The organism is Streptomyces sp. NPDC002055 (assembly GCF_040296705.1).
Taxonomy (GTDB): Bacteria; Actinomycetota; Actinomycetes; order Streptomycetales; family Streptomycetaceae; genus Streptomyces.
Genome location: NZ_JBEOXS010000040.1, coordinates 49,086 through 64,255, shown reverse-complemented (window position 1 = coordinate 64,255; position 15,170 = coordinate 49,086). Strand labels below are relative to the sequence as shown.

General features: G+C 68.6%; 16 protein-coding genes. 14 read left to right on the top strand and 2 right to left on the bottom strand.

The features are described 5' to 3' along the window. Positions 1 to 196: 196 nt before the first annotated feature. Together ABT112_RS23710 and ABT112_RS23705 are read right to left on the bottom strand one after the other, a co-directional pair. Positions 197 to 460 (bottom strand): hypothetical protein, encoded by a 264-nt coding sequence (locus ABT112_RS23710; protein WP_351512667.1) that lies wholly within the window; start codon positions 458 to 460, stop codon positions 197 to 199. A 65-nt stretch (positions 461 to 525) separates the two neighbouring features. After that, positions 526 to 1,011: an Asp23/Gls24 family envelope stress response protein gene (locus tag ABT112_RS23705; RefSeq protein WP_351512660.1), complete on the bottom strand. Its 486-nt coding sequence runs from the start codon at positions 1,009 to 1,011 to the stop codon at positions 526 to 528. Positions 1,012 to 1,217: 206 nt separating this feature from the next. On the opposite strand from ABT112_RS23705, the gene ABT112_RS23700 reads away from it, so the two are divergent. The 14 genes from ABT112_RS23700 (at position 1,218) to ABT112_RS23635 (ending at position 15,079) form a co-directional block, all read left to right on the top strand. Then, positions 1,218 to 1,868, top strand: coding sequence for an RNA polymerase sigma factor (locus ABT112_RS23700; RefSeq protein WP_351512658.1), 651 nt, complete (start codon positions 1,218 to 1,220; stop codon positions 1,866 to 1,868). After that, entirely contained in the window at positions 1,859 to 2,533 is a 675-nt protein-coding gene (locus tag ABT112_RS23695) for a hypothetical protein (RefSeq protein ID WP_351512656.1), read from the top strand. Before ABT112_RS23700 ends, ABT112_RS23695 begins: the two co-directional genes overlap by 10 nt. Then, complete coding sequence (locus ABT112_RS23690) at positions 2,533 to 2,904, top strand: Asp23/Gls24 family envelope stress response protein (RefSeq protein ID WP_351512654.1); 372 nt, start codon at positions 2,533 to 2,535, stop codon at positions 2,902 to 2,904. Before ABT112_RS23695 ends, ABT112_RS23690 begins: the two co-directional genes overlap by 1 nt. 344 nt (positions 2,905 to 3,248) lie before the next feature. Then, positions 3,249 to 3,911 carry a hypothetical protein gene (locus tag ABT112_RS23685; RefSeq protein ID WP_351512652.1) on the top strand — a complete coding sequence of 221 codons (663 nt, stop codon included), beginning with the start codon at positions 3,249 to 3,251 and terminating at the stop codon, positions 3,909 to 3,911. 6 nt (positions 3,912 to 3,917) lie between these two features. Continuing rightward, positions 3,918 to 4,892 carry an SRPBCC family protein gene (locus ABT112_RS23680; protein WP_351512650.1) on the top strand — a complete coding sequence of 325 codons (975 nt, stop codon included), beginning with the start codon at positions 3,918 to 3,920 and terminating at the stop codon, positions 4,890 to 4,892. A 261-nt stretch (positions 4,893 to 5,153) separates the two neighbouring features. Then, on the top strand, positions 5,154 to 5,450 hold the full coding sequence (locus ABT112_RS23675) for a hypothetical protein (RefSeq protein ID WP_351512648.1): 297 nt from the start codon (positions 5,154 to 5,156) through the stop codon (positions 5,448 to 5,450). Between the two features lie 64 nt (positions 5,451 to 5,514). Beyond that, on the top strand, positions 5,515 to 6,717 hold the full coding sequence (locus tag ABT112_RS23670) for a PP2C family protein-serine/threonine phosphatase (protein ID WP_351512646.1): 1,203 nt from the start codon (positions 5,515 to 5,517) through the stop codon (positions 6,715 to 6,717). Positions 6,718 to 6,880: 163 nt separating this feature from the next. Continuing rightward, positions 6,881 to 7,282: a hypothetical protein gene (locus ABT112_RS23665; RefSeq protein WP_351512644.1), complete on the top strand. Its 402-nt coding sequence runs from the start codon at positions 6,881 to 6,883 to the stop codon at positions 7,280 to 7,282. 892 nt (positions 7,283 to 8,174) lie between these two features. Beyond that, positions 8,175 to 8,384 carry a hypothetical protein gene (locus ABT112_RS23660; RefSeq protein ID WP_351512642.1) on the top strand — a complete coding sequence of 70 codons (210 nt, stop codon included), beginning with the start codon at positions 8,175 to 8,177 and terminating at the stop codon, positions 8,382 to 8,384. Between the two features lie 1,304 nt (positions 8,385 to 9,688). Continuing rightward, entirely contained in the window at positions 9,689 to 9,778 is a 90-nt protein-coding gene (gene kdpF / locus ABT112_RS23655; RefSeq protein ID WP_037770757.1) for a K(+)-transporting ATPase subunit F, read from the top strand. A gap of 7 nt (positions 9,779 to 9,785) precedes the next feature. Then, complete coding sequence (kdpA, locus tag ABT112_RS23650; RefSeq protein ID WP_351512640.1) at positions 9,786 to 11,474, top strand: potassium-transporting ATPase subunit KdpA; 1,689 nt, start codon at positions 9,786 to 9,788, stop codon at positions 11,472 to 11,474. Positions 11,475 to 11,518: 44 nt separating this feature from the next. Further along, positions 11,519 to 13,612, top strand: coding sequence for a potassium-transporting ATPase subunit KdpB (gene kdpB, locus ABT112_RS23645; protein WP_351512665.1), 2,094 nt, complete (start codon positions 11,519 to 11,521; stop codon positions 13,610 to 13,612). Between the two features lie 5 nt (positions 13,613 to 13,617). Then, the gene (gene kdpC, locus ABT112_RS23640; protein ID WP_351512638.1) at positions 13,618 to 14,274 is read left to right on the top strand and encodes a potassium-transporting ATPase subunit KdpC; all 657 of its coding nucleotides are present in this window, start codon (positions 13,618 to 13,620) and stop codon (positions 14,272 to 14,274) included. A 121-nt stretch (positions 14,275 to 14,395) separates the two neighbouring features. Continuing rightward, complete coding sequence (locus ABT112_RS23635; RefSeq protein ID WP_351512636.1) at positions 14,396 to 15,079, top strand: response regulator; 684 nt, start codon at positions 14,396 to 14,398, stop codon at positions 15,077 to 15,079. The last annotated feature ends 91 nt before the right edge of the window (positions 15,080 to 15,170 follow it).

Here is a 15,170-nt window from a genome sequence, read left to right as displayed (position 1 = left end):
AGGCCGCGGTGTACGGGTGTACTCCCCGCCTGGCGGGTCAGTTCCTCGTGTGCGGCTCGCGCTCCGATACGGGCCACCACTCTGCTGGGGATCACTGTCGCCCCCCGCTCAGCCGGTGGTGGCGGGGGCGGGTGCGGGGTGGCCCCCGCGCTTCCGGTCGGCCCGGTCGGAAGCGCCGGAGGGGATGCGGTGGCGGTCATTGCACTCGGCTCCGGACGGGGCCGAAGTCATTCCGGGGCCGCTGGTAGGGGCTACGGGGGGCGGAGGTGCCGGCCCGGGATTCTCTCTCCTCCCGGCGGTGCACGAACTCCCCCAGGACGAGGTCGCCCTGCAGGAAGCTGCCGATGATCAGACCCAGTGCGCCCAGTCCTGCTACGACCAGGAATGCGCCGAAGCCACCGAAGTAGCCGGCGAAGCCGAGGGCCATGCCTGCGAGCAGGCTTACGGTTGCAGTGCTCATGTGTCTCGCTCCCTTTCCGGCCGTCATGCCTCGTCACGGTGCGTCGAAGCATGCCGATGCCGGGGCTACGTCACCCGGTTCCGTGTCTCTTCCTGTTCGTCTTCCTCGTCGGGCAGATGGACGTCATCGACGGTGATGTTCACCTCGACGACTTCCAGGCCGGTCATGCGTTCCACGGCCGAGATGACGTTGCCGCGGGCATCGCCGGCGACGTCGATGATGGGCATGCCGTACTCGATGACGACATCGAGGTCCACGGCGGCCTGACGCTCGCCCACCTCGACCTTCACTCCGCGAGCCACGTCGGGACGCCCACCGGGCACCCGGTCACGGACGGCCCCGAACGTGCGGGCCATTCCGGCACCGAGGCTGTGGATGCCCGGTACCTCCCGGGCCGCGATGGCGGCAATCTTCTCCACCACGCTGTCCGCGATGGTGGTCCTGCCTCTGCTCTCGGCCGCCGTGCCGATGCCCCGGCGGTCCTGAGACGTCTTGCCGGCCCTCAGCGACTGGTCTTCAGCAGTCGTGGGGCGGACGGTGGTGTCCGTCATGGGGATCTCCTCGTGATCCGCGCGGACACCGGTGTGGTGCCCGTCAAAGAATTGGACACACCGCAGCCCCATTCCTCACGCGTTAGAGTGATGCAGGTCACATATGTGCGGGTGGGGTGACCGGTCGGGGGTGCAGGTACGGCGTCCGATCCGTACGCCCCATGCGTCCCGGACACGGGAAGGTCCCAGACCAGGAGCGAGCGCCGATGCAGAAGCAGGGCGGATTCTCCTTGCCTCGGCGGACGGCCGAGCCCCGGGAGCGCGGCTCCGCCGCCCCCGCCGCCGTCGGCTCCGGGGCCGCCCGGAACGGCCTCACGGTTCTGGACGACCGGCTGCTGGCCGTGCGGGCCGGGGAGGGGGACGACGATGCCTTCGCCGTCCTGGTCCGTCGCCACAGCGGTCAGCTGCTGGCTCTGGCCCACCAGCTGCTCGGCAACCGGACGGACGCCGAGGACGCCGTCCAGGACGCCTTCCTCAGCGCCTGGCGCCGACTGCCGGAGTTCCGTGGTGACGCCGCCTTCCGGACCTGGATGTACCGCATCGTCACCAACCGCTGTCTCAACACGCTGCGTGGCGGCGCTCCCGCTCTTCCGCTGGACTCCGTGCCCGAGCCCGCGACCCGTAACGGACACAATGCCCCGGAACGCGCCGCCGTGAGCCACGCTGCCACTGCGGCCCTGGCCGAGGCGCTCCACGCACTGCCCCCCGACCAGCGTGCATGCTGGGTACTGAGGGAACTGCACGGCCTGCACTACGCAGAGATCGCGGAGGTCACGGGCACCACTGAACAGACCGTACGCGGCAGGCTCTTCCGGGCGCGCCGCTCGCTGACCGAGGAGATGGGCCCATGGCGCTAGACGAGCCCCCCAGTGGGCTGCCGGCTCAGCAGTACGCCGTGGTGACCGGCGGGCATCGGTTCGAGGACGCCGCCGCGAGGATCGTCGGCGACCAGCGGCTTCCCTGCGGACGCCCGCTCAGTCACGTCTGGGAGCAGGCCCGTGACGGTATCCCTGTGGACCCCCACACGGCCGACTGCCCGCACTGCCGCGAGGCCGTCGCGGGCCTCGCGGCTCTGGACGAGGCCACCCACGCTCTGCGGGCCCAGGAGAGGCCCAGCGGGCAGACCCTCGCCGAGCGTGTCATGACCGCCGTCCGCGCCGAGACGCGGCTCGGACGGATGCTGCCCTTGGGCGCCCCCACCGAGGATCTGCGCATTGCCGAGACCGAAGCCGCGAGAGTGCTGCGCCGGGCGGCCGACAGCGTGCCCGGTGCACGGGCGGTCAGCTGTCGCCTGACCACCACGGATGACGGCGGCCGTATCCGGGTGGTCCTGACTCTCGCCGTGGGGCTGGACCGGCCGCTGGACGAACGAGCCGCCCAGGTGCGCAGAGCCGTGGTTCGCACCGCGGACCGCGCTCTCGGACTGGCTCTCGCCGATGTGGATCTGAAAATCGTCGACACACTGGAACCGCACCGGCTGAGCGCCCCCGGCGAGACCGGACATCGGGAAGGTGATGAGTGATGACGCCGGTCAGGACGGCGGACATGCACCACGTCGCCGCTCAGGCAGCCCTGGCGGTCCCCGGAGTGGCCGGGTTGCAGCCCACGCTGAAGCACCGGCTGGCCGGCGCCGCCACGCGCATGCAGCAGGCCCTGGGCATCGACACCCTGCCCGCCGAGGCCGGCATCCGCGCCGAAGAGCTCCCCGACGCCCCCGGGTGGCGGGTGGAAGTGCGGTGCATCCTGCACGACGACCGCCGCGCACTGGACACGGCACGAGAGGTCCGCCGACACGTCCGGTCCGCTGTCACCGGCCATCTCGCCCGGCAGGGCATGCCTGGGCCCGTGGCCGTCCAGGTGACGGTCACTCAGACCGTCGGCCGCACACCGTAGGACGAAGGACCCGATCCGGCCAGGTCGAGTCGGTTGGCGAGCGGCACCGGTGACCCGGGAGAGAGGGGACGCTCGTGGCGGCGGCCACAGCCCGGCGGGCAGGACCTTCCGCCGGGCGGCCTCTCCGGCGAAGTCCGCGCTTCGGGCTGGCGCCCTGCCTGGGCCGGGATGCGATGTACCGGCTCCCGGAGGATGGTGGAAGTGTGCCCCCGTTTCGCGGATGGGCAACGCCGAGCGAGGTGGGGGCGGCCCGCGAGGTCGTGATCGCGGCCGCTGGAGCTCCCGGGTCCGTCCCGGACCGTGGCGCCTCATCCCGAAGGGAACGAAAACCCGGAGGCCTGCTCATGGACGACAGCACCAAGAAGACCCTCGCTGCAGCCGTTGCGGCCGGTTACGTTCTCGGCCGGACGAAGAAGGGGAAGCTCGCTCTGGGCCTGGCAGCCCTGGCGGCAGGCAGCAAACTCAACCCCCAGGAGCTCGTGACCCAGGGGGTGCGCAAACTCGCCGAGAATCCTCAGTTCGAGCAGCTCAGCCAGCAGGTGCGCGGCGAGCTGCTCGGCTCGGGCCGCTCCGCGTTGTCGGCGGCGGCCAACCGCGGCCTCGGGTCCGTGACCGATGCCCTGGGGCAGCGCACGCGCGCTCTGCAGGGTGGCGAGGAGGCGCCGGAGGAAGACGAGGAGGAGGACGCCTTCGAGGACGAAGGCGAAGAGGAAGAGGAGGAGGAAGAGGAAGAGGCGGCCACGGACGAGGGGGAAGAGGACGAGCCCGAACCTGAGGAGCAGGAGCCCCGGAAGCGGCGCCGCCCGACGAAGAAGAGCCGGGAGAGTGAACCCACGGACAAGAAGGCCGCCGCGAAGAAGGCGCCCCCAAAGAAGTCTTCTCCCAAGCAGGCACCCAAGAAGGCGGCCGCCAAGAAGACTTCAGCGAAGAAGGCACCCGCCAAGAAGACGCCGGCCAAAAAGGCGGCAACCAAGAAGGCTCCCGCCCGTAGCGGTCGCCGGAGGTGATGCGCCATGGCAGAGGCGGACGACGACACCACGGAAAAGGGCGGCTCCGGCCTCGATCAGTTGCGCGACGAACTGGGCAACTATCTGATGGCCCGTACCTCACGGTGGGTGGAGTCGGCAGGTGACAAGCTGACCGGCCTCACCGATCAGCTCAGCAGCGGTGACGGTGACAGCGGGGGCATGCTCGCGATCGGCAAGCGTGTCCTGGGCGGCGAGAATCCCATGAAGGCCTTTCTCGGTGAGAAGGCCAAGGGCGTCAAGGACAAGGTCCTCGGAGGCGTCAAGGACGCCTTTGGTGGGGGTGGCGGCGGCAAGTCCGGCAGCACCAAGGTCACCAACATCATCGAGGTGCTCGACGTCGGCCTGCCGTTGCGCACCGTCTACGACTGCTGGACGCAGTTCGAGGACTTCAGCTCCTTCACCAAAGGCGTCACCAGCGTCAAGATGTCGGACGAGATCGAATCGGACTGGAAGCTCAAGGTTGCTTTCTCCAACCGCAGCTGGAAGGCGACCGTAGAGGAACAGGTGCCCGACGAGCGCATCGTCTGGAACTCCGAGGGAGCCAAGGGCTCGACCCGAGGGGTTATCAGCTTCCACGAACTGACGCCGAATCTGACGCGTATCGTCGCCGTCATCGAGTACTACCCCTCCGGCTTCTTCGAGAAGACCGGCAACCTCTGGAGGGCTCAAGGGCGCCGACTGCGGCTGGACATGAAGCACTTCCAGAGGTATGTCACCTTGGCCGCCGAGGAGGAGGTCGAGGGCTGGCGCGGCGAGATCCGCGACGGGGAAGTCGTCCGCACCCACGAAGAGGGCCTGGAAGACGACGAGGACCAGGACTCCGGCGAGCAGGAAGAAGAAGACGAAGACGAGGCTGAGGCTGAGGACGAATACGAGGAGGGCGAGGGCGAAGAAGAGGCCGAGGAGCCGGAAGAAGATGACGAGGAATACGGCGAGGAGTACGACGAGGATGAAGAGTGAGCGCGGTGGGGGGAAGGGAGGCCGCAACCGGATCGACGCCATACGGATCTCACAGGGAGCCGGCTGGCTCTGACCCCCACCCGCCCGTTCGCGGGTCTCTCACCTACCGAGGCCCGAGGCCCAGGGGCCGGGGCCTTTGCCGCGCTATCGCCGTCGCCGTCGGTTGACCGGAGAGGGCCGAGCCAGGAGGTGGGAGACACGCCATCGGTATGACCGCACAGGTTCGCTGGTGTGTCCGGTCTCCCGCTCTAGCCTGACCGCATGGTCCTGAGCACCGATGAACGTGCGCTGCTGACGCTGATCACGCAGTCCCCCGTGCCGGTGGTGATGTCCGACTTCTTCCACGAGCTGAGCCCGGCCGAGCCAGGCAGAATCGCCGGACACCCGGCAGTGCTCCGGCGGCAGATCCAGTGGTACCGGGTCTCTCTTCAGCTGTGGCAGTACAACCTCGTGCGCATCGTCGTCCCGGCCAATGGAGAACGCGGCGCCATGGTCGAAACCACCGAGGCCGGCCGCGCCGCGCTGGCGACCGGGAGTCCGTTCAGCGAAGTCAGCTGAGGGGTCCTCGCCAGGCGTGAAGTGCCGGGCGACAGGGATGATGGAACGGTGGCGGTGAGGTGCGGTGACTGAGCAGGACCTGTTGGTCGAGCGGCTGCTGGCGGCGGTGGAGCAGGCACCACCGGTCGATTCGGTCGCCGTGGTGGCCCGGATCCTCGCGGACCAGATGGGCGCACGCCAGGCCCGTTTCCTGATCACCGACTTCCACGGCGACGCCCTCTGGCAGCTCCCTCCCGTCACCACCGGCCCCGAGGGCAACCGCATCGATCTGCCCGGCACCGTCTATGACAAGGTGCTCCGGTCCCAGCAGCTGTACCTGGCCGACATCTCCGGCTCCGCGGGCGAATGCCGGGTGCTGGTGCCGGTGACCGCCCGGGGCGATGCCGTCGGCCTTCTGGAACTGATCACAGCCGGCCGCCCCAGCCCGCGCCAGCAGCAGCAGATCATGGGCGCCGCACACGCTCTGGCCTACGTGGTGACCTCCAACCGCCGTTTCACCGATCTCTACGAATCGGTCCGACGGAGTATCCCTCCGACCCTGGCCGCCGAGATCCAGCAGAACCTTCTCCCGGACGCCCTGTCCTGCCACACCGGCCAGGCCACCATCGCCGGCGCGCTGGAACCGGCCCACGACATCTCCGGCGACACCCTGGACTACAGCCTGGATGAAAAGAGCCTGCACGTCTCCCTCACCGATGCCATGGGCCATCATGTCCACGCCGCCCTGCTGGCCACTCTCACCGTCAGTGCCCTGCGCAACACCCGCCGCGCCCACGCTCCGCTGGCCGAACAGGCCCGGGCCGCACACCAGGCCGTCTGCGACTACGGACAGGACGCCACCGTCACCGGCCAGCTGCTGACCATCGAACTCTCCAGCGGCCGCGCGCATTTCATCAACGCCGGCCACCCCTGGCCGCTACGGCTGCGCGCGGGACAGGTCAGCGAGATCGAACCCGAAGTCGATCTGCCCTTCGGCGCCCCCTGGGACGGCGCCTACCGGGTGCAGGAACTGGACCTGGCACCCGGGGACCGGCTGGTGCTGCTCACCGACGGCATGCTCGAACGCAACACCACCACCCTGGACCTCCCCGCCTGCATCGAAGCCGGAGCCGGCCTGCACCCCCGCGAAGCGGTTTGCTCGCTGATGCGCGCACTACGGGAAGCCACCGGAGGAAACCTGCTCGACGACGCCACCGTGATCTGTGTCGACTGGCACGGCCCCAGCTCCAGGCAGCACACACCCGACACCGGCGTCCCCCGAAGCTGAACCCTCACCACCGCACAACGAACGCGCGCCTGCTCCGAGTGGCCGTACACCAGTGGCCACCGCGGCAGAACACCCGTGAGATGAGCACGCATCACCAAGCGCCCGGGGGATGCAGGCCGAGGTTCGGGTATGCCATCGAGCGACCAGAGAGGGGCCCACCGCAATGTCCGCAACGCTGCTGCGCGTGCTGGGAGCGGCGACCGCCGCCTACAGCGTCGCCATCATGGCCCGTCCGGCATGGCTGGCCAGGCCGTGCGGGCTGACCGACGCCGACGGCACAGTGCCCGCAGCGACCGCCCTGCTGATCCGCGCCATCGGCGCACGCGATGCCGCCATCGGCACAGCCATGCTCCTGGCCACCCGCACCTCCGCGCTGCGAACCGTGACCGCCTGCCGGATCGCCGCCGACCTGTCCGACGCGGTCCTCTTCGGCACGATGCTCCCCGACCGGTCCCGGCGCCTGAAGGCCGCAGGCCTCGCCGCAGCCTGGGCAGCGCTCTGCGCCGCCGCCACCGGCTCCCCGCGCACTCCAGCCCGACGGAGGTATCGCCGCTGCTGCCATTGACAGACCACGTCAGAGAACAGCGTTCCGGGCATGCACCGCGAGTACCGCGCAAACAGAGGAGGCCCGGATCGCCATAGGTCCCGGGAGGGGCACGCCCGGAAAGCGAAAGCCCCCGGGAGAGGGGGAACACATCCCGGGGGCCCGCTCAGCCCTCAAGAGGAAGGGCTTGGAGTAACCCCTCAAGCGTGGCACAGCAGGCACCAGCAACGGTGGTACGACACCGGCCCTTCAGGTGGTCAGTCTCCCCGGCGACCCGGCCGGGGGTCTTGCTCAGCGCGGCGAAAGGGCCGGCGGACGCCGCGGTGACCGTGACAGCGTGGCACCCCTGTCGCACGCAGGGCTGCTCTGCGGAATAGATGTCAGGGTGACGACGGCGCACATCTCCGACAGAGCCCCCGGGGAGCTTCCTCCCGCGGGGGCGGTACCCACTGGGGACGGTGGGCAGACAGGTTTCGAGGTCGGTACCTGTCTCCTCCAGTCTCCGTCTCATCACGGTGCCTCGCATTCGGGACTCTGGTGGGTGAGCCGGGGCGGTGGGCAGGTAGACGCGCGTCGACAGTGCCACTGGCCGCACTCCTTCTGCTTCGGCTGCTCCCGGCACGGTCCCGCGCATCCCCCTTGCCCGGCACACCCCGTGCGCGTGGGGCTTCGGCCAGCAAAGGGCCGGGAGAGCGCCGCTCATGTGCAGTCTGTGTGGGGAGGCGCGAGCAGTCGTCAACACAGAGAAATCAGATCGTCACGTCGGCGGAAGGGGGTGTCCGGTGGCGACGCACCCGAACCCGTTGAGGGCGCCCGGGCGCTCCGGGCGCCTGCGTGTGCTCCGCCTCAGGCGGCACGCATCCCTGTAGCCTGGAATCCCATTTCGGTTGATTTGAAATGTATGAGGCTTACTGTGGGCAACGCACTTGAGAAGCTCTTGGAGCAGCTCTCGCCGGAGAACAGGGCCTGGGTGGAGGCCCTGCCGACAGATCGGCGAGGGCGTCTGCTCGAGGAATGGCAGGAGAAGGGAGGCGCGACCAGTCTCGGTGGCGTCGACAGTGCGCCCAGCTATGTGCACGCCGACGAGATGGTCACCGAATTCCGAGAATCGGAGAACGAGTGACACCGGGCTCCTTCAGGAGCTGGCGCAGGGTGGGTGCCGGGAAGTAGTGGGCAAGCGCGACTCCGGCGAGCACGGGCTGGCAGGCACTGTTCAACGGCGGGCTGATCGCACCTCACTGGAACTCTGATCGAGGAGCGGCTGGCGGGCGGGGGCGCCGGCGAAGGTGGAGCCGCGAGGTAGACCTGGGGACCGGGACTCGGTGGCGTTCGCAGCACTACCCGTCACCATCTTGCGTCCCCTCACCATGCATAGATCGCGGATTCGAGTCTCGTCGCCTGCACGGCCGATGCAGGCTCGACCACCCTGGTCGGGCCGCTCCAAACCAGGCACTCCCCAGGGATTTTTCGGGGACTTTCGGCTCTGTCTCAGGGACTTTTCAGGGTCCGCTGAGTAGGAGGGCAAGGCCCTGACAGCTCTGAAAGACCCAAACCCCCAGGTCAGAGCCGATTTTCTGCCAGTGGAAGACGCTCGCCGAGTCGTGTCCCGCGCCGAGCGTGCCCGCCGCGTGAGGATGCGCGGACGGGGGCTCGGCAGGCACCGTGCGGCCACCCGCAGACGGCACCGCCGTAGGCGCTGTCCTGGGTGAAGTCGCCCTTGAACAGTGCCAGTTGGCGGCGTCGCCGGACAGGAAGATGCCCAGCGGCCACGCCGAACGGGGGTTCGCGCCCGCCAGGGCGAGTACGACGGTCAGCAATGCGGCGGCCACCCCTGCCATCGGCAGCGCCAGGTCCAGGAGCAGTGGGTCACGTCGTGTGGAATTCATGGGATCGCCTCCTGGTGCGACCACGAGTGGTGCAGCCACGATCAGTGTCCGCCGCCGGCGACATGCTGCGGGGTGTCCCCCTGGATATTGACGCGCTGATGACGGCGTGAGCCCGGTCCCTGACGAGCCCTTGATGCCTGATGGCGGCTCGGAAGGCGTTGCTCCCGAGCGCGAGTGGTGAGGTGTCCGCCCACTGGGCCGGTGACCGACCCGGGTGGCCGGGGTGCTGTCCGTGGCGGTTTCGGTCATGGGCGCATGGGTTCAGGAACCCTCGCCTGCCGGGAGTGTCTGCTGCGACGCGAGGTGCCGGGCGCCGTCAAGGATGCGTCAAGGCCATGGCTGCGGCCGTTAGGGAGCTGTCAAGGACGTCATTACTCGCCGGTAGGAGGGGTTTCCTTCCCTGTGGCGTCCGCAATTCCGCGGGCCCGGTCTCTGTCCGAAAAAGTCCCTAGGAGTGCACGGTGGCCGACGTGGCCTTCGTTGTCACCACGATCGCGGTCTTCGCGCTGGTGGCGCTCATCGCCAAGGGGGTGGCGAAGCTGTGACCGTCGAGAACGTTGTCGGACTGGTCGTGGCGGTTGCCCTGCTGGGCTATCTCGTCCTCGCCCTCATTTTCCCGGAGAGGTTCTGAGCACGATATGAGCCCTGCCCTCGCCGGTGTGCTCCAGCTGCTCGCGCTGATAGCGGCGCTCGCTCTGGCGTACCGCCCTCTTGGCGACTACATGGCCGCGGTGTACAGCTCCGGCAAGCACCTGCGCGTCGAGAAGTGGATCTACCGCGTCATCGGCGCCGATCCGGACACCGAGATGCGGTGGCCCGCGTATCTGCGCGGCGTACTCGCCTTCTCCGCCATCGGTGTCCTCTTCCTGTACCTGCTGCAGCGCGTCCAGGGCAGCATGCCCGGCTCGCTCGGCTTTGCGTCGATCGACCCGGACCAGGCTTTCAACACCGCCGCGTCGTTCGTCTCCAACACCAACTGGCAGTCGTACTACGGCGAGCAGGCCATGGGCCACGTCGTGCAGACCGGCGGCCTCGCGGTGCAGAACTTCCTCTCCGCCGCCGTGGGGATCGCCGTCGCGGTGGCTCTTGTCCGGGGCTTCGCCCGCTCCCGCACCGGGGAACTCGGCAATTTCTGGGCCGACCTGGTGCGCGGCACCGTCCGCATCCTGATACCGATCGCGGTCATCGGCGCGGTCGTCCTGGTCGCGTGCGGCGCGATCCAGAACTTCGCCGGCATCCACGGGGTGGGCACGCTCACCGGCGGCACCCAGCAGGTCAACGGTGGTGCGGTGGCCTCCCAGGAGGTCGTCAAGCTGGTGGGCACCAACGGCGGCGGCTACTTCAACGCCAACTCCGCCCACCCCTTCGAGAATCCGACCGGCTTCTCCAACCTCTTTCAGATCTTCCTCATCCTGCTCATCCCGTTCGCGCTGACCCGGACCTTCGGGAAGATGGTCGGCAACGTCCGGCAGGGTTACGCGATCCTCGCCACGATGGCCACGATCTGGCTGGCCTTCGTCGGCCTGATGATGTGGACCGAGTTCCACCACGGCGGACCGGCCCTGCAGGCCGCGGGCGGCGCGATGGAGGGCAAGGAGACCCGCTTCGGCGTCGGAGCCTCCTCGATCTTCGCGGTGAGCACCACGCTGACCTCGACCGGTGCGGTGGACTCCTTCCACTCCTCGTTCACCGGATTCGGCGGCGGCATCACCCTGCTGGGCATGATGCTCGGCGAGATCGCGCCCGGCGGTGTCGGGTCCGGCCTCTACGGCATGCTGATCATGGCCGTCATCGCGGTGTTCATCGCAGGCCTCATGGTCGGCCGCACCCCGGAGTACCTGGGGAAGAAGCTCGGCACCCGCGAGATCAAGCTCGCCGCCTGCTACATCCTCGTCACCCCGGCCCTGGTGCTCTGCTTCACCGCCCTGTCGATGGCACTGACCACGCCGCAGGAGTCGATCTACAACACGGCGGCGAACGCGGTCGGCCACAGCGGAGCGCACGGCTTCTCCGAGGTGCTCTACGCCTACACCTCCGGCGCCAACAACAACGGTTCCGCCTTCGCCGGACTGAGCGCCGACACGCCCTGGTACAACACCACGATCGGTCTGGCCATGCTGCTCGGCCGCTTCATTCCGATGGTGTTCGTCCTGGCGCTGGCAGGGTCCCTCGCCGAGCAGAAGCCGGTGCCCGAAACCGCGGGCACCCTGCGGACGGAGAAGCCGCTCTTCGCCGGACTCCTGGTCGGCACGATCGTCATCATCACCGGCCTGACGTACTTCCCGGCCCTGGCCCTCGGGCCCCTGGCGGAAGGGCTGGCGTCATGACCGGCCACACGACCCACGACACCACGCACGAGGAGCACCGCTCCATGTCCACCGCCCCTCCCACCCTGGCGCCCCATCAGGACACACCGGCCGGCCACGGGCCCGGCCGGGTCGGCGGCGGCCTGTTCGACCCCCGGCAACTGCTCAGTTCGCTGCCGGACGCGTTCCGCAAGCTCGACCCGCGGGTGATGGCCAAGTCCCCGGTGATGTTCGTGGTCGAGATCGGCTCGGTCGTCACCACGGCGCTGGCGCTCACGGACCCGTCCGACTGGTTCGGCTGGGTCATCACCGCCTGGCTGTGGCTGACGGTGATCTTCGCGAACCTGGCCGAGGCGGTGGCCGAAGGCCGCGGCAAGGCCCAGGCGGACACCCTGCGCAAGGCCAAGACCGACACCGTCGCCCGCCGCCTCGACGGCACGACCGAGGAGCGGGTGCCGGGCACCGACCTGCGCATCGGCGATCTGGTCGTGTGCGAGGCCGGCGACACCATCCCCGGCGACGGCGACGTCGTCGAAGGCGTCGCCTCGGTCGACGAGTCGGCCATCACGGGGGAGTCCGCCCCGGTGATCCGGGAGTCCGGCGGCGACCGCAGCGCGGTCACCGGCGGTACGAAGGTGCTCTCCGACCGGATCGTCGTCAGGATCACGACCAAGCCGGGCGAGACGTTCATCGACCGGATGATCGGTCTGGTGGAGGGGGCCGCCCGGCAGAAGACGCCCAACGAGATCGCGCTGAACATCCTGCTCGCGTCCCTCACCATCGTCTTTCTCCTCGCGGTGGTCACCCTCCAGCCCTTCGCGATCCATGCCGGGGCCGAGCAGTCCCTGATCGTGCTCACCGCGCTGCTGGTCTGCCTGATTCCCACGACGATCGGCGCGCTTCTTTCCGCCATCGGCATCGCCGGGATGGACCGGCTCGTGCAGCGCAATGTGCTGGCCATGTCCGGCCGGGCGGTCGAGGCAGCCGGCGATGTCTCCACGCTGCTGCTGGACAAGACCGGCACCATCACGCTCGGCAACCGCCAGGCCGCCGAGTTCCTGCCGCTTCGAGGTGTCACGGCAGCTGAAGTCGCTGACGCGGCCCAACTGTCGTCCCTCGCCGATGAGACCCCCGAGGGCCGCTCGATCGTGGTCCTCGCCAAGGAGAAGTACGGCCTGCGCGAACGGCACCAGGGCGAGCTCGCCCACGCCGAGTGGGTACCCTTCACGGCGCAGACCCGCATGTCCGGCGTGGACGTCGACGGCCACCAGGTCCGCAAGGGCGCCACGGGCTCCGTCATCGCCTGGGTCCAGGAGCGCGGCGGGACGGTCGCCGACGACGCCGACGAGAAGGCCAACACCATCTCCGAGGCCGGCGGCACGCCGCTGCTCGTGGCCGTCGAGGACGAGCGGGGCGCTCGGGTCCTGGGCGTCATCCACCTCAAGGACGTCGTCAAGGACGGCATGCGGGAACGGTTCGACGAGCTGCGCCGCATGGGCATCAGGACCGTCATGATCACGGGCGACAACCCGCTGACCGCCAAGGCGATCGCGGACGAGGCGGGCGTCGACGACTTCCTCGCCGAGGCCACGCCCGAGGACAAGATGGCGCTGATCAAGCGGGAGCAGGCCGGCGGCAAGCTGGTCGCGATGACCGGCGACGGCACGAATGACGCCCCGGCGCTGGCCCAGGCGGATGTCGGGGTGGCGATGAACACCGGTACCTCGGCCGCCAAGGAGGCCGGGAACATGGTGGACCTGGACTCCAATCCGACCAAGCTGATCGAGATCGTGGAGATCGGCAAGCAGCTGCTGATCACCCGCGGAGCACTGACCACCTTCTCCATCGCCAACGATGTCGCGAAGTACTTCGCGATCATTCCCGCGATGTTCGCCGTGGCCTATCCGGGGCTGGACAAGCTCAACATCATGGGTCTGGCCTCTCCGGAGTCCGCGATCCTCTCCGCGGTGATCTTCAACGCCCTGGTCATCATCGCGCTGGTGCCGCTGGCCCTGCGGGGTGTGCGCTACCGGCCGATGAGCGCCGACCGGATGCTCCGCCGCAACCTCGCCATCTACGGCCTGGGCGGCCTGGTGGCGCCCTTCCTCGGCATCAAACTCATCGACCTGCTCATCTCCCTCGTACCGGGCATCGGGTGACCGCCATGAACAACACCGTCGGCAACACCGCACGACTGGCCGGGGCAGGGCTGCGCGCCCTCCTCGTACTGACCCTGGTCTGCGGCGTCATCTACCCGCTGCTGATCACCGGCGTGGCCCAGGCCCTGTTCCACGACAAGGCAGGCGGGTCGGAGGTGACGAAGGACGGCAAGGTCGTCGGCTCCTCGCTCTACGGCCAGACCTTCGACCTGCCGAAGAAGGATCCCCAGGACGCCGAGGAGGTGCCGCGGCCGGACCCGAAGTGGTTCCAGCCCCGCCCCTCCGCGGCGGGCACCAACACCGTCAACACGCAGTACAGCATCCTGCTGTCCGGCGCCTCCAACCTCGGCGCCGACAGCAAGGTCCTCAAGGACACCGTCACCGAACGCCGGGCGGCCTACGCCGAGTTGAACGGTGTCGAGGGGAGTCGGGTCCCGGTGGACGCCCTCACGGCCTCCGCCTCCGGGATCGACCCCGACATCTCACCGGAGAACGCCCGGCTCCAGGCCGCACGCGTCGCCCGGACCAACCACCTGGACGAAGGCAGGGTCGAGCAGCTGGTGAAGGACCACACCGAGGGGCGCACCGCCGGATTCATCGGCGAGCCGCATGTCAACGTCCTCCAACTCAATATCGCGCTGAGGGACCTGACCCGGCACTGACGGTCCCGACAGCGGGAGTCGGGAACCGCGGGAGCTTCCCCTCTCTCGCTCCCGCTGTCCGGAGGACCGATCCTCGGCGTTTCTCGCTTCTTGTTCGTGCACAGAGGAAGGCGGAACAGCGATGACCCGGGTACTGGTGGTCGAGGACGAACCACCGATCGTACGAACCCTTGTCATCAATCTGAAGGCAAGACGGTACGAGGTGGACGCCGCACCTGACGGCGCCACCGCTCTGCTGATTGCCGCGGAGAGCCGGCCCGATGTGGTTCTGCTCGACCTCGGGTTGCCCGATATGGACGGAACCGAGGTCATCAGGCGCTTGCGCAGATGGAGCCGGGTTCCGATCCTGGTGGTCTCGGCCCGGCAGACGTCCGACGAGAAGGTGGAAGCCCTCGACGCGGGTGCCGATGACTACATCACGAAGCCCTTTGCGATGGACGAGCTGCTGGCCCGGCTGAGGGCAGCGGTCCGTCGCACCCGTGCGGAGGAGACCGTCGGCGAAACGGCGATGGTGCAGACCGATTCGTTCACCATCGATTTGTCCGCGAAGAAGGTGACCCGGGAGGGCAGAGATGTGCGCCTCACGCCCACGGAATGGCACCTGCTCGAAGTATTGATCCGGAATCCCGGGAGCCTGGTGAGCCAGAAACAGCTGCTCGGTGAGGTATGGGGTCCCTCCTGCACCGGTCAGGGCAATTACCTGCGGGTCTATCTGGCGCAACTGCGGCGCAAACTGGAGCCGGATCCTTCCTGTCCCCGGCACTTCATCACGCATCCGGGTATGGGCTATCGCTTCGAGAAATGAATGCCGGAATCTCCGCAGAAAGCGCGGTCGGGGTGATGAGCAGCCCGGCTGTACAGTCGACGAACAGCATGGATGAGCTTTCTCCGAGGAT

Bases quoted from the DNA above. Each gene is read 5' to 3' on its own strand.
- ABT112_RS23710 (WP_351512667.1), bottom strand. From the start codon at position 460: ATGAGCACTGCAACCGTAAGCCTGCTCGCAGGCATGGCCCTCGGCTTC.
- ABT112_RS23705 (WP_351512660.1), bottom strand. From the start codon at position 1,011: ATGACGGACACCACCGTCCGCCCCACGACTGCTGAAGACCAGTCGCTG.
- ABT112_RS23700 (WP_351512658.1), top strand. From the start codon at position 1,218: ATGCAGAAGCAGGGCGGATTCTCCTTGCCTCGGCGGACGGCCGAGCCC.
- ABT112_RS23695 (WP_351512656.1), top strand. From the start codon at position 1,859: ATGGCGCTAGACGAGCCCCCCAGTGGGCTGCCGGCTCAGCAGTACGCC.
- ABT112_RS23690 (WP_351512654.1), top strand. From the start codon at position 2,533: ATGACGCCGGTCAGGACGGCGGACATGCACCACGTCGCCGCTCAGGCA.
- ABT112_RS23685 (WP_351512652.1), top strand. From the start codon at position 3,249: ATGGACGACAGCACCAAGAAGACCCTCGCTGCAGCCGTTGCGGCCGGT.
- ABT112_RS23680 (WP_351512650.1), top strand. From the start codon at position 3,918: ATGGCAGAGGCGGACGACGACACCACGGAAAAGGGCGGCTCCGGCCTC.
- ABT112_RS23675 (WP_351512648.1), top strand. From the start codon at position 5,154: ATGGTCCTGAGCACCGATGAACGTGCGCTGCTGACGCTGATCACGCAG.
- ABT112_RS23665 (WP_351512644.1), top strand. From the start codon at position 6,881: ATGTCCGCAACGCTGCTGCGCGTGCTGGGAGCGGCGACCGCCGCCTAC.
- kdpA (WP_351512640.1), top strand. From the start codon at position 9,786: ATGAGCCCTGCCCTCGCCGGTGTGCTCCAGCTGCTCGCGCTGATAGCG.
- kdpB (WP_351512665.1), top strand. From the start codon at position 11,519: ATGTCCACCGCCCCTCCCACCCTGGCGCCCCATCAGGACACACCGGCC.
- kdpC (WP_351512638.1), top strand. From the start codon at position 13,618: ATGAACAACACCGTCGGCAACACCGCACGACTGGCCGGGGCAGGGCTG.
- ABT112_RS23635 (WP_351512636.1), top strand. From the start codon at position 14,396: ATGACCCGGGTACTGGTGGTCGAGGACGAACCACCGATCGTACGAACC.